The following is a 13,926-nucleotide window of genomic DNA, read 5'->3' as shown; positions in this document are numbered from 1 at the left end:
GATGGTAGTGTGGGGTCTCCCCATGCGAGAGTAGGGAACTGCCAGGCATCAATTAAAGTGAAGAAGCCCATCCTGACGGATGGGCTTTTTTGCGTTTCCGATTTTATCACGGACTGATAAAGGAAATTCCGATGGTCATTCTCTACGTTCAACTATATAAAAACCGCGTAGTTGTACGCAATACTACCACTCAGCAAGAAGTTTCCGGATTCCGAACCTTCAGCAATCAGCGACTCCTGATTGCCGAGTTCTTCGAGGCAGAAAAACTGATACAAGACCTTGTCGATCAACTGATGCCACGCTCGAAGTGGCGTCAGCTTTTTTGGCGGAACTCTTTTGGGCTTCTGGCCCATGCTCTGGAGATGAACGAAGGTGGACTGTCGCAGGTTGAAGAGCGAGCTATCCTTGAAGTGACCTTTGGTGCCGCAGACGGTAGGGCTAAGTATCCTCAGGTTATCTCTGGTAAGGTGCCTCTGAGCGATGCCGGAGTGCGGAGCACTTTTCTCCAGGGGGAAACTGATTTCCGCAATAGTCGGCGCTCCTGAACACGCCGTGACTATTGGTTATGACGTGAAACTTTCTCACCTTCAACATGCAGGCTCGACATTCGCATGATTCCTGGGTATCTTCAGCTGTCTGGATGTCTAAACGTTTAAACGTATGTAGTGAGGTTATCAGGTTATGCCAATTCGCGTGCAGGACGAGCTACCCGCCGTCAATTTCTTGCGTGAGGAAAACGTCTTTGTGATGACGACATCCCGCGCTTCCGGTCAGGAAATTCGACCACTGAAGGTGCTCATCCTCAACCTGATGCCCAAGAAGATTGAAACGGAAAATCAGTTCCTGCGCTTACTGTCGAACTCCCCCCTGCAGGTAGATGTTCAGCTGTTACGCATTGATGCCCGGGAGTCACGTAACACCCCAACGGAACATCTGAATAACTTTTACTGTAATTTCGAGGATATCTGCGATCAGAACTTTGACGGACTGATCGTGACCGGCGCGCCGTTGGGTCTGGTTGAATTTAATGACGTGGCTTACTGGCCGCAGATTCAACAAGTGCTTGAATGGGCGAAAGATCACGTTACCTCGACGCTATTTGTTTGTTGGGCGGTACAGGCCGCGCTGAATATCCTGTACGGAATTCCTAAGCAAACCCGTACGGACAAACTCTCAGGTGTTTATGAGCACCATATTCTTCACCCTCATGCGCTACTGACGCGCGGATTTGATGATGCGTTCCTGGCTCCGCATTCGCGCTATGCCGATTTTCCTGCTGCGCTTATCCGGGACTACACCGATCTCGAGATTTTTGCCGAGACAGAAGAGGGAGATGCCTACCTGTTTGCCAGCAAAGATAAACGTATTGCCTTTGTGACGGGTCATCCGGAGTATGACGCCCATACGCTCGGCAGTGAGTATTTTCGTGACGTCGAAGCGGGCTTAACGCCGGAAGTACCCTATAACTACTTCCCGAAAGATGACCCGCAAAACAAACCGCGGGCAACCTGGCGCAGCCACGGCAATCTGTTGTTTACTAACTGGCTCAACTATTACGTCTATCAGATCACGCCATATGATCTGCGTCACATGAATCCAACGCTGGATTAATCTTCTGTAGCAGACGATCCTTAAGCGTTTCAGCATGTTGAATCAGGCACCTTCGGGTGCCTTTTTTATTTCCGAAACGCACCTCATCATGTAATTAAATTTTATTTATATTGTTATCAATGAGTTAATTGATATTTAAATTAAAAATGGAAATTGTTTTTGATTTTGAAATTTAAATGAGTAGTCTTAGTTGTGCTGAACGAAAACCGCACAACGATCCTTCGTTCGCATTGGGGATGTGATTGGATCAATGACGAGGAACTACGCAATGAATCAACAGGCAACGACAACCGATGAACTGGTCTTCACCAGGCCGCGTGGCGAACAGGAACAGCAGATTCTGACCGCTGAAGCGGTGGAGTTTCTGACCGAGCTGGTGACAAGATTTACGCCGAAACGCAATAAACTTCTGGCTGCACGTATCCAACAACAGCAGGATATTGATGACGGTAAGTTGCCTGATTTTATTTCGGAAACAGCTTCCATTCGTGAAGGTAACTGGAAGATTCGCGGTATTCCTGATGATTTACTGGATCGCCGCGTAGAGATCACCGGACCCGTTGAGCGCAAGATGGTCATCAACGCGCTCAACGCGAACGTCAAAGTCTTTATGGCTGATTTTGAAGATTCGCTGGCTCCTGAGTGGAGCAAAGTTATCGACGGGCAGATAAACCTGCGTGATGCGGTCAATGGCACCATTAGCTATACCAACGAAGCGGGTAAAATTTATCAGCTCAAACCTAATCCGGCTCTGTTGGTATGCCGCGTTCGTGGTCTGCATCTGCCGGAAAAACACGTTACCTGGCGTGGCGAATCCATCCCGGGCAGCCTGTTCGATTTTGCCCTCTATTTCTTCCACAACTACAAAGCGTTGCTGGCAAAAGGCAGTGGCCCTTATTTCTATCTGCCAAAAACGCAGGCCTGGCAAGAAGCGGCATGGTGGAGCGAAGTGTTCAGCTATGCGGAGGATCGTTTTAATCTGCCGCGCGGCACCATCAAAGCGACTCTGCTGATTGAAACGCTGCCGGCTGTTTTCCAGATGGACGAAATTCTGCACGCGCTGCGTGATCACATTGTCGGCCTGAACTGTGGTCGCTGGGACTACATTTTCAGCTATATCAAAACCCTGAAGAACCACCCGGATCGCGTGTTGCCGGACCGTCAGGTGGTGACGATGGATAAGCCATTCCTCAGCGCCTATTCGCGCCTGCTGATTAAAACCTGCCATAAACGCGGCGCGTTCGCGATGGGCGGCATGGCGGCGTTCATTCCCAGCAAAGATGCGGAACGTAACAACCAGGTGCTGACCAAGGTAAAAGCGGACAAAGCGCTGGAAGCCAATAACGGTCATGACGGAACCTGGGTTGCACACCCTGGGCTGGCTGATACCGCGATGGCGATTTTCGATGAGGTACTGGGCGATCACAAAAACCAGCTGTTTGTGACCCGCAATGAAGATGCGCCGATTACCGCCGAACAGCTGTTGGCTCCGTGTGAGGGGGAACGCACCGAAGAAGGCATGCGCGCCAACATCCGTGTTGCGGTGCAGTACATCGAAGCGTGGATCTCCGGCAACGGCTGCGTACCGATTTATGGCCTGATGGAAGATGCGGCTACCGCAGAAATCTCCCGTACCTCCATCTGGCAGTGGATCCACCACCAGAAAACCCTCAGCAACGGCAAGCCGGTCACCAAACCGCTGTTTCGCCAGATGCTGGCCGAAGAGATGCTGGTGATTCAGGACGAGCTGGGCGAACACCGCTACAGCAGCGGGCGTTTTGACGATGCCGCGCGCCTGATGGAGCAAATCACTACCTCTGATGAATTGATCGATTTCTTGACCCTGCCAGGCTACCGCCTGCTGGCGTAATCCACCACATAACAATATGGAGCATCTGCACATGAAAACCCGTACTCAACAAATCGAAGAATTACAGAAAGAATGGACTCAACCTCGCTGGGAAGGCATCACCCGTCCATATAGCGCGGAGGAAGTGGTGAAATTACGTGGCTCGGTCAACCCGGAATGCACGCTGGCTCAGCTTGGCGCGGCGAAAATGTGGCGTCTGCTGCACGGCGAATCGAAGAAAGGTTATATCAACAGCCTCGGCGCGCTGACTGGCGGTCAGGCGCTGCAGCAGGCGAAAGCAGGTATTGAAGCGGTCTACCTTTCAGGATGGCAGGTGGCGGCAGATGCAAACCTGGCATCCAGCATGTACCCGGACCAATCGCTGTATCCGGCGAACTCCGTCCCGTCGGTGGTGGATCGGATCAACAACACATTCCGTCGCGCCGATCAGATCCAATGGTCAACCGGTATTGAACCGAACGATCCGCGCTATGTGGATTACTTCCTGCCGATCGTTGCCGATGCGGAAGCCGGTTTTGGCGGCGTACTGAACGCGTTTGAACTGATGAAATCGATGATTGAGGCTGGTGCAGCGGCCGTTCACTTCGAAGATCAGCTCGCATCGGTGAAAAAATGTGGTCACATGGGCGGCAAAGTTCTGGTGCCGACTCAGGAAGCTATTCAGAAACTGGTGGCGGCCCGTCTGGCGGCCGACGTCATGGGCGTTCCGACGCTGGTGATTGCGCGTACCGATGCTGACGCCGCTGACCTGATTACCTCTGACTGTGACCCGTACGACAGCGAGTTCATCACCGGCGAACGTACCAGTGAAGGGTTCTACCGTACGCATGCGGGTATTGAGCAGGCGATCAGCCGTGGCCTGGCGTATGCGCCATATGCCGACCTGGTGTGGTGTGAAACCTCCACGCCGGACCTCGAACTGGCGAAGCGCTTTGCCGATGCTATTCATGCCAAATTCCCAGGCAAACTGCTGGCCTACAACTGTTCGCCGTCGTTTAACTGGCAGAAAAACCTAGATGATAAAACCATTGCCAGCTTCCAGCAGCAACTGTCGGATATGGGGTACAAATATCAGTTCATTACCCTGGCGGGCATCCACAGCATGTGGTTCAACATGTTCGACCTCGCACACTCCTATGCGCAGGGTGAAGGCATGCGCCACTACGTTGAGAAAGTTCAGCAGCCAGAATTTGCGGCGGCGAAAGACGGTTACACCTTTGTGTCCCATCAGCAGGAAGTGGGCACTGGTTACTTCGATAAAGTCACCACCATCATTCAGGGCGGCACTTCCTCGGTGACCGCGCTGACCGGCTCGACCGAAGAATCGCAGTTTTGATTAATGCCCGGTGGCGCTGTGCTTACCGGGCCTACGAAGGGATGTAGGCCGGATAAGCGAACGCGCCATCCGGCATGACGTTGTGCCGGATGGGAGAAGTCGATGACGCGTGGCCTGGAATTACTGATTGCTCAGACGATTTTGCAAGGTTTCGACGCCCAGTACGGGCGTTTTCTGGAAGTCACCTCCGGCGCGCAGCAGCGTTTTGAACATGCCGACTGGCATGCGGTTCAGCAGGCGATGAAAAGCCGTATTCACCTTTACGATCATCACGTGGGTCTGGTGGTGGAGCAGTTGCGCTGCATTACAGACGGCAAAAGTACCGACGCGGATTTTTTACTTCGCGTGAAAGAGCATTACACCCGGCTACTGCCGGATTACCCGCGCTTCGAGATTGCGGAGAGCTTTTTTAACTCCGTTTACTGTCGGTTATTTGACCACCGCTCGCTGACTCCCGAGCGGCTGTTTATTTTCAGTTCTCAGCCAGAGCGTCGTTTCCGCACGATCCCACGCCCGTTGGCGAAAGATTTTTTCCCTGATTCAGGTTGGGAGCGGCTGCTCACTCGCGTCCTTAGCGATCTGCCCCTGCGTCTTCCATGGCAGAATAAACATCGTGATATCCACTACATCATCGAACACCTGACCGAAACCCTGGGAGCGGATGTGTTGGCAGGCTGCCATTTACAGGTGGCGAATGAACTGTTTTATCGCAATAAGGCCGCCTGGCTGGTCGGGAAACTGATTACCCCTTCTGGAACGCTGCCGTTTTTACTGCCAATCCACCGGACAGACGAAGGTGAGCTGTTTGTCGATACCTGCCTGACCACGACGGCGGAGGCGAGCATTGTGTTTGGCTTTGCCCGCTCCTACTTTATGGTGTATGCCCCGCTGCCCGCCGCACTGGTGGAGTGGTTGCGCGAGCTCCTGCCCGGTAAAACCACCGCTGAATTGTATATGGCGATTGGCTGCCAGAAGCACGCAAAAACGGAAAGTTATCGGGAGTATCTGCTCTACCTGGCCAACTGTGATGAGCAGTTTATTGAAGCGCCGGGGATCCGCGGTATGGTGATGCTGGTGTTTACCCTGCCGGGCTTTGACCGGGTGTTTAAAATCATCAAAGACAAATTTGCGCCGCAAAAAGAGATGTCTGCCGCCCACGTCCGCGCCTGTTATCAACTGGTCAAAGAGCACGATCGCGTTGGGCGGATGGCTGACACCCAGGAGTTCGAGAACTTTGTGCTGGATAAACGGCAAATCGATCCGGCACTGATGGCGCTGCTATTGCAGGAAGCCCCGGAAAAAATTACCGATCTTGGCGATCAGATTGTCATTCGCCATCTGTATATCGAACGACGGATGGTGCCGCTGAATATCTGGCTGGAGCAGGTCGAAGGTCAACAACTGCGCGATGCCATTGAAGAGTACGGCAACGCGATTCGTCAGCTGGCCGCCGCCAATATTTTCCCCGGCGATATGCTGTTTAAGAACTTCGGCGTCACCCGTCACGGGCGCGTGGTGTTCTACGACTACGATGAAATCTGCTACATGACGGAGGTTAATTTCCGTCATATCCCGCCGCCACGCTACCCGGAAGATGAGATGAGCGCTGAGCCGTGGTACAGCGTATCGCCTGGAGATGTCTTCCCGGAAGAGTTTCGCCACTGGCTATGTGCCGACCCGCGTATCGGTCCGCTATTTGAAGAGATGCACGCTGACTTGTTCAGCGCCGACTACTGGCGGGGGTTGCAAACGCGGATTAAAAGCGGGCATGTGGAAGATGTTTACGCCTACCGGCGCAAACAACGTTTCAGCGTGCGTTATGAAACCGATCGTAAGCCGGGTAAGGCGTAGCCGCCACCCGGCAATCCCATCTTAACGAAATCCGCCGTACGCCAGCGTCACTTCTTTCGCCGCTTTGATCGCCATGGCGCCAAACTCGGTCACGCGATCGTCGGTAATGCGCGAAATGGGGCCGGAGATGGAAATCGCGGCGAACGGCTCGCGGTGCTCGTCATAAATGCACGACGCCACGCAGCGCAGGCCCAGCGCATGTTCCTCATCATCAAAGGAATAGCCGCGCTTACGCGTCTGGGCCAAATCCTCTTTCAGATGCACCGGCGACACCAGCGTGGCGTGGGTGTATGCGTGCAGACCTTTACGGTGCAGCAGCCCAGTCACCTGTTCTTCGCTCAGCTGGGATAAAAACGCTTTGCCCGCCCCGGAGGCGTGCATCGGCAGTTTACCGCCGATGGGCGCAGACATGCGCATCAGTTGGGTACACTGCACCTGGTCGATAATAATGGCCTGATGATCGCTTTGATCCAGCACGGCCAGGTTTACCGTCTCACCGGAGTCTTCCATCAGTTTACGCAGGATTGGGTGGACAATCGCCAGCAGATTACGGCTTTGCAAGAAGCTGCTGCCGACGATAAACGCATGTGCACCCACGGCCCAATGCCCTAATTCACCGACCTGACGAACAAATCCCTGCTGCTGCATGGTGGTCAGCAAACGGTGAGTCGTGGAGTTTGGCAGGCCGGCCTGCTGCGCCAGCTCGGTCAGCGCCACGCTGCCGTTGGATTCCGCAATCCACTCCAGTAGCTTCAGGCCACGCGTCAGGGACTGAACCTGCCCGGTTGCGGGCGCAGTAGTAGCGGCGGGTTTTCTACCGCGTTTCGCGGGAACGGGGGCAACCATGGCAGACTCCTTTTCTGTATCGTGGAAATCATTTTCGTTTTATTCAAATATAATGCAAGAATTCCTGTACTGATCGGATGAGTGAAGCTGAACATGTCTCATGTTGGCCGTTGTTCTCTTTTCCGCCTCTCAGGTTTGTGCCAGTATGACCTGTTGAGTTTTTTTCGGTCTGGTTGAGCGTTGTCGGGAGCGAGTGTGAGCAGCAAAGTAGAACAATTACGTCAGCAGTTAAATGAACGTATTCTGGTGCTGGACGGCGGTATGGGCACCATGATCCAGGGATATCGTCTGAGCGAAGAGGAATTCCGCGGCGAACGCTTTGCCGAATGGCCGTGCGATCTGAAAGGTAACAACGACCTGCTGGTGCTCAGCAAACCGGAGGTGATCGCCGCGATTCACCACGCCTACTTCGAGGCGGGCGCGGACATCATCGAAACCAACACCTTTAACTCCACCACTATCGCCATGGCGGATTACCAGATGGAATCCCTGTCGGCGGAAATCAACTTTGCGGCAGCCAAACTGGCGCGCGCGGCGGCAGACGAATGGACGGCGCGCACGCCGAACAAACCGCGCTACGTCGCGGGCGTGCTTGGCCCAACTAACCGTACGGCGTCTATCTCGCCCGACGTCAACGACCCGGCTTACCGCAATATTACCTTTGATCAGTTGGTAGCCGCTTACCGCGAATCCACCAAAGCGCTGGTGGAAGGCGGCAGTGACCTGATCCTGATTGAAACCGTTTTCGATACCCTCAACGCCAAAGCCGCTATTTTCGCGGTTAAAACTGAATTCGAAGCGCTGGGCGTTGAGCTGCCGATTATGCTCTCCGGCACCATCACTGACGCTTCCGGGCGTACGCTCTCCGGCCAGACCACCGAAGCATTCTACAACTCCCTGCGCCACGCCGATGCGCTGACTTTTGGTCTGAACTGTGCCTTAGGCCCGGACGAACTGCGCCAGTACGTGCAGGAACTGTCGCGTATTGCCGAATGCTACGTTACCGCACACCCGAACGCCGGGCTGCCAAACGCTTTTGGTGAGTACGATCTTGATGCCGACACCATGGCGGCGCAAATCCGTGAATGGGCCGAAGCGGGCTTCCTGAATATTGTTGGTGGCTGCTGCGGCACCACGCCGGAACACATCGCCGCCATGAGTCGCGCCGTGGAAGGGCTGCCGCCACGCCGCTTGCCGGAAATCCCGGTTGCCTGCCGCCTTTCCGGCCTTGAGCCGCTGAACATCGGCGACGACAGCCTGTTTGTGAACGTCGGCGAGCGTACCAACGTTACCGGTTCGGCGAAGTTTAAGCGCCTGATCAAAGAAGAGAAATACAGCGAGGCGCTGGACGTTGCCCGCCAGCAGGTAGAAAGCGGCGCGCAGATCATCGATATCAACATGGATGAGGGGATGCTCGACGCCGAAGCGGCGATGGTTCGTTTCCTCAACCTGATTGCCGGTGAACCGGATATCGCCCGCGTGCCGATTATGATCGACTCCTCGAAATGGGAAGTAATCGAAAAAGGGCTGAAGTGCATTCAGGGTAAAGGCATCGTTAACTCCATCTCGATGAAAGAGGGGGTTGAGACCTTTATCCATCACGCGAAGCTGCTGCGTCGCTACGGTGCTGCAGTGGTGGTGATGGCCTTTGACGAGCAGGGCCAGGCCGACACGCGCGCGCGCAAAATTGAGATCTGCCGTCGGGCGTACAAGATTCTTACCGAAGAGGTGGGCTTCCCGCCGGAAGATATTATCTTTGACCCGAACATCTTTGCCGTCGCGACCGGGATTGATGAACACAACAACTACGCGCAGGACTTTATCGGGGCCTGTGAAGACATCAAACGCGAACTGCCGCATGCGCTGATCTCCGGCGGCGTTTCTAACGTTTCATTCTCGTTCCGTGGTAACGACCCGGTACGTGAAGCCATTCACGCGGTATTCCTCTACTACGCCATTCGCAACGGCATGGACATGGGGATCGTCAACGCCGGACAACTGGCAATCTATGACGACCTGCCCGCCGAGCTGCGCGATGCGGTTGAAGATGTGATCCTCAACCGCCGTGACGATGGCACCGAACGACTGCTGGAGCTTGCTGAGAAGTATCGCGGCAGTAAAACCGACGATACGGCGAATGCCCAGATGGCGGAGTGGCGCAGTTGGGACGTGAAAAAGCGCCTCGAATACTCGCTGGTGAAAGGCATTACCGAGTTTATTGAGCTGGATACCGAAGAAGCGCGCCAGCAGGCTGCGCGCCCGATCGAAGTTATCGAAGGGCCGTTGATGGACGGCATGAACGTGGTTGGCGACCTGTTCGGCGAGGGCAAAATGTTCCTGCCGCAGGTGGTGAAATCCGCCCGCGTGATGAAGCAGGCGGTGGCCTACCTCGAACCGTACATTGAGGCCAGCAAAGAGAAAGGCTCCAGCAACGGCAAAATGGTCATCGCTACCGTGAAGGGCGATGTGCACGACATCGGCAAAAACATCGTCGGCGTGGTGCTGCAGTGTAACAACTACGAAATCGTCGACCTTGGCGTAATGGTGCCCGCGGAGAAAATCCTCAGAACCGCGCGTGAAGTGAATGCCGATCTGATCGGCCTTTCAGGCTTGATTACCCCGTCGCTGGACGAAATGGTCAACGTGGCGAAAGAGATGGAGCGTCAGGGCTTCACTATTCCGCTGCTGATTGGCGGCGCGACCACCTCGAAAGCGCACACGGCGGTGAAAATTGAGCAGAACTACAGCGGCCCGACGGTGTACGTGCAGAACGCCTCGCGTACCGTTGGTGTCGTGGCTGCGCTGCTCTCTGACACCCAGCGTGATGACTTTGTCACCCGTACGCGTAAAGAGTATGAAACTGTGCGTATCCAGCATGCGCGTAAGAAACCGCGTACTCCGCCCGTAACGTTACAGGCTGCCCGCGACAACGATCTGGCCTTTGACTGGGAAAACTACACCCCGCCGGTGGCGCACCGTCTGGGCGTACAGGAAGTGGAAGCCAGCATCGAAACCCTGCGCAACTACATCGACTGGACGCCGTTCTTTATGACCTGGTCGTTGGCCGGGAAATATCCGCGAATCCTCGAAGATGAAGTAGTGGGCGAAGAGGCGAAGCGCCTGTTCAAAGACGCCAACGACATGCTGGATAAACTCAGCGCTGAGAAGACGCTGAATCCGCGTGGCGTGGTGGGTTTATTCCCGGCCAACCGTGTGGGTGACGACATCGAGATCTACCGTGATGAAACACGTACACACGTGCTTAACGTGAGTCATCATCTGCGTCAGCAAACGGAAAAAGTCGGTTTCGCCAACTACTGCTTGTCGGACTTTGTCGCGCCGAAACTGAGCGGTAAAGCAGATTACATTGGGGCTTTCGCGGTTACCGGTGGTCTGGAGGAAGATGCGCTGGCAGATGCTTTCGAAGCGCAACATGACGACTACAACAAGATCATGGTGAAAGCGATTGCTGACCGTCTGGCGGAAGCGTTCGCGGAATACTTGCACGAGCGCGTGCGTAAAGTCTACTGGGGCTATGCGGCGAACGAGAATCTCAGTAACGAGGAGCTGATCCGCGAAAACTACCAGGGGATTCGCCCGGCACCGGGCTATCCGGCGTGTCCGGAACACACCGAAAAAGCCACCATCTGGGAACTGCTGGACGTAGAGGCGCACACTGGGATGAAGCTCACCGAATCCTTCGCCATGTGGCCAGGTGCCTCGGTATCCGGCTGGTATTTCAGTCATCCGGACAGCAAGTACTACGCCGTGGCGCAAATCCAGCGCGATCAGGTTGAAGATTATGCCTTCCGTAAAGGGATGAGCGTGGCAGAAGTGGAGCGCTGGTTAGCGCCGAACCTCGGCTACGACGCCGACTGATTCACAAAACTGTCATCTTTATTTACAACAAACAGGGCACTCAATGAGTGCCCTGTCTCTTTATTACGTTTAAACCCTTATACTGAAAGAAGGCTTCGGCCTCAGGAACATATAACGATAAGGAGTACCTGATTCCGTGTTAACTCTGTTACACCTGCTTTCTGCTGTTTCTATGCTGGTCTGGGGTACGCATATTGTGCGTACCGGCGTGATGCGTGTCTTTGGTGCCCGTTTACGCACTGTGCTCAGCCGTAGTGTTGAAAAGAAGCCGCTCGCCTTTTGCGCGGGGATCGGCGTTACTGCTCTGGTGCAAAGCAGTAACGCTACCACCATGCTGGTGACGTCGTTTGTCGCGCAGGATCTCGTGGCGCTCACCCCTGCGCTGGTGATTGTCCTGGGCGCCGACGTGGGGACCGCGCTGATGGCGCGTATCCTGACTTTCGATCTCTCCTGGCTGTCGCCACTGCTGATTTTTATCGGCGTGATCTTCTTTCTCGGTCGTAAGCAGTCCCGCGTGGGGCAACTGGGGCGGGTTGGTATTGGACTGGGGCTGATTTTACTGGCGCTGGAGCTGATTGTGCAGGCAGTAACGCCGATCACTCAGGCTAATGGCGTACAGGTTATTTTCGCCTCGCTCACCGGCGATATCATGCTGGATGCGCTGATTGGCGCCATGTTTGCGATTATCAGTTACTCCAGCCTGGCGGCGGTACTGCTGACGGCTACGCTGACCGCGGCGGGCATTATCTCGTTCCCGGTAGCGTTGTGTCTGGTGATTGGCGCCAACCTCGGCTCTGGTCTGTTGGCGATGTTGAATAACAGTGCTGCGAATGCTGCTGCCCGTCGTGTGGCGCTAGGCAGTCTGCTGTTTAAGCTGGTGGGCAGCCTGATTATTCTGCCGTTTGTTCATCCGCTGGCCAATCTGATGGATGAACTGCCGCTGCCGAAATCTGAACTGGTTATCTACTTCCACGTCTTCTACAACCTGGTGCGCTGCGTGGCGATGGTGCCGTTCGCTGAACCGATGGCGCGTTTTTGTAAGCGCATCATCCGCGATGAACCGGAGCTGGATGCACATCTGAAGCCCAAACATCTGGACGTCAGTGCGCTGGATACGCCGACGCTTGCTCTCGCTAATGCCGCCCGCGAAGCGCTGCGTATTGGCGATGCGATGGAGCAGATGATGGACGGGTTGAAGAAGGTGATGCACGGCGAGCCGCGCGAAGAGAAAGAGTTGCGCAGGATGGCGGATGACATCAACGTGCTGTACACGGCGATTAAGCTCTATCTGGCGCGGATGCCAAAGGATGAACTGGCGGAAGAGGAGTCACGCCGTTGGGCGGAGATTATCGAAATGTCGCTCAACCTCGAACAGGCTTCCGATATTGTCGAACGTATGGGCAGTGAGATAGCCGATAAGTCGCTGGCCGCCCGTCGGGCATTCTCGGTAGAAGGGCTGAAAGAGCTGGATGCGCTTTACGATCAGCTGCTCAGCAATCTGCAGCTGGCGATGTCGGTGTTCTTCTCAGGTGATGTGACCAGCGCCCGCCGTCTGCGCCGCAGCAAGCACCGCTTCCGTATTCTCAACCGTCGTTATTCGCACGCGCACGTTGACCGTTTGCATCAGCAGAACGTGCAAAGCATCGAGACCAGTTCCCTGCACCTGGCGCTGTTGGGCGATATGCAGCGTCTGAACTCACTGTTTTGCTCTGTGGCTTACAGCGTGCTGGAACAGCCGGATGAAGACGATGAGCGGGATGATTATTGAGTGAAGTGAAGCGGTAGGCCGGATAAGGCGAAGCCGCATCCGGCATCAGACAATAAATCAACTAAAAGCAGTGGCCTGCTTCAACGGCAACCGCCTCTTCACCCGCTTTAAAGATATACGTGGTGTTTGGGCCGCCGAGCACAGATTGACCGTTACTCACTTTAATCCAGTTACCTTCCGGCAAGCCAATCACCGTCAGCTCCGGTGCCACAACCAGCAGTTCGCGGATACGCTGTTCACGCGTTTCGCCTTTGTGGCCTTCCGGCAGCGCGTTGGTGAAATGTGGGTTAATCTGCAGCGGGAACAGACCCAGCGCATCAAAACCTTTGGGATCGACAATCGGCATGTCGTTGGTAGTGCGGATGGTCTGGCAGGCAAGGTTGGAACCCGCGCTCCAGCCGATGTACAGCGCACCGCGTTTGACGACATCCACGATCGGCGCCAGCAACCCGCGCTCACGACTCTCTTTCAGCAACTGGAAGGTATTCCCGCCGCCGACAATCACCAGCTCGGCGTTTTCAATGGCTGCAATTGGATCGGCAACGGTATGAATACCGGTAACGTTAACGCCCATTGGCGCAAAGATGGCTGCCGTTTTCGCCGTGTACTCATCCCAGGTTTGCGTCACGCCAGCGAACGGAATAAACACCGCCGTGCGGCGACCATTCAGTTGCTCTGCGATCAGCGGCAGCGCATGTTCCATCCAGCCTTTGCCCGGCAGCGTCGAGTTACTCAATAAAAGCAGTTCCATCATTTCTCCATGTA

The 13,926-nt window shown here is 54.9% G+C and carries 9 protein-coding genes; 7 read left to right on the top strand and 2 right to left on the bottom strand.

The window, feature by feature from the left end; all coding sequences use genetic code 11:
• Positions 1 to 131 precede the first annotated feature (131 nt).
• The 5 genes from SK32_RS22785 (at position 132) to aceK (ending at position 6,668) form a co-directional block, all read left to right on the top strand.
• Positions 132 to 545: a YjaA family stress response protein gene (locus SK32_RS22785; protein WP_048213967.1), complete on the top strand. Its 414-nt coding sequence runs from the start codon at positions 132 to 134 to the stop codon at positions 543 to 545.
• Between the two features lie 136 nt (positions 546 to 681).
• Positions 682 to 1,611 (top strand): homoserine O-acetyltransferase MetA, encoded by a 930-nt coding sequence (gene metA / locus SK32_RS22780; protein ID WP_003841431.1) that lies wholly within the window; start codon positions 682 to 684, stop codon positions 1,609 to 1,611.
• A gap of 268 nt (positions 1,612 to 1,879) precedes the next feature.
• Positions 1,880 to 3,481 carry a malate synthase A gene (gene aceB, locus SK32_RS22775; protein WP_048213966.1) on the top strand — a complete coding sequence of 534 codons (1,602 nt, stop codon included), beginning with the start codon at positions 1,880 to 1,882 and terminating at the stop codon, positions 3,479 to 3,481.
• A 31-nt stretch (positions 3,482 to 3,512) separates the two neighbouring features.
• Entirely contained in the window at positions 3,513 to 4,817 is a 1,305-nt protein-coding gene (gene aceA, locus SK32_RS22770) for an isocitrate lyase (RefSeq protein WP_048213965.1), read from the top strand.
• 102 nt (positions 4,818 to 4,919) lie between these two features.
• Entirely contained in the window at positions 4,920 to 6,668 is a 1,749-nt protein-coding gene (aceK, locus tag SK32_RS22765; RefSeq protein ID WP_048213964.1) for a bifunctional isocitrate dehydrogenase kinase/phosphatase, read from the top strand.
• Between the two features lie 21 nt (positions 6,669 to 6,689).
• On the opposite strand, the gene iclR is transcribed toward aceK, so the two are convergent.
• Positions 6,690 to 7,514: a glyoxylate bypass operon transcriptional repressor IclR gene (gene iclR, locus SK32_RS22760; protein ID WP_003844677.1), complete on the bottom strand. Its 825-nt coding sequence runs from the start codon at positions 7,512 to 7,514 to the stop codon at positions 6,690 to 6,692.
• A 195-nt stretch (positions 7,515 to 7,709) separates the two neighbouring features.
• On the opposite strand from iclR, the gene metH reads away from it, so the two are divergent.
• Together metH and SK32_RS22750 are read left to right on the top strand one after the other, a co-directional pair.
• The gene (metH, locus tag SK32_RS22755; RefSeq protein WP_048213963.1) at positions 7,710 to 11,393 is read left to right on the top strand and encodes a methionine synthase; all 3,684 of its coding nucleotides are present in this window, start codon (positions 7,710 to 7,712) and stop codon (positions 11,391 to 11,393) included.
• 136 nt (positions 11,394 to 11,529) lie between these two features.
• Positions 11,530 to 13,161 carry a Na/Pi cotransporter family protein gene (locus SK32_RS22750; protein ID WP_048213962.1) on the top strand — a complete coding sequence of 544 codons (1,632 nt, stop codon included), beginning with the start codon at positions 11,530 to 11,532 and terminating at the stop codon, positions 13,159 to 13,161.
• Between the two features lie 61 nt (positions 13,162 to 13,222).
• Here the strand turns inward: SK32_RS22750 and pepE are convergent, their stop codons facing one another.
• Positions 13,223 to 13,912: a dipeptidase PepE gene (pepE, locus tag SK32_RS22745; RefSeq protein WP_032942056.1), complete on the bottom strand. Its 690-nt coding sequence runs from the start codon at positions 13,910 to 13,912 to the stop codon at positions 13,223 to 13,225.
• Between the last annotated feature and the right edge of the window lie 14 nt (positions 13,913 to 13,926).

The sequence above is a fragment of the Citrobacter sp. MGH100 genome, from assembly GCF_001034465.1.
GTDB classification, from domain to species: Bacteria; Pseudomonadota; Gammaproteobacteria; order Enterobacterales; family Enterobacteriaceae; genus Citrobacter; species Citrobacter youngae.
Note: the sequence above shows the minus strand (reverse complement) of the source record. Positions and strands in the feature narration are given on the sequence as shown.

Coding starts and splice junctions, on each gene's coding strand:
- SK32_RS22785 (WP_048213967.1), top strand. CDS start 132: ATGGTCATTCTCTACGTTCAACTATATAAAAACCGCGTAGTTGTACGC.
- pepE (WP_032942056.1), bottom strand. CDS start 13,912: ATGGAACTGCTTTTATTGAGTAACTCGACGCTGCCGGGCAAAGGCTGG.
- metA (WP_003841431.1), top strand. CDS start 682: ATGCCAATTCGCGTGCAGGACGAGCTACCCGCCGTCAATTTCTTGCGT.
- iclR (WP_003844677.1), bottom strand. CDS start 7,514: ATGGTTGCCCCCGTTCCCGCGAAACGCGGTAGAAAACCCGCCGCTACT.
- aceB (WP_048213966.1), top strand. CDS start 1,880: ATGAATCAACAGGCAACGACAACCGATGAACTGGTCTTCACCAGGCCG.
- aceA (WP_048213965.1), top strand. CDS start 3,513: ATGAAAACCCGTACTCAACAAATCGAAGAATTACAGAAAGAATGGACT.
- aceK (WP_048213964.1), top strand. CDS start 4,920: ATGACGCGTGGCCTGGAATTACTGATTGCTCAGACGATTTTGCAAGGT.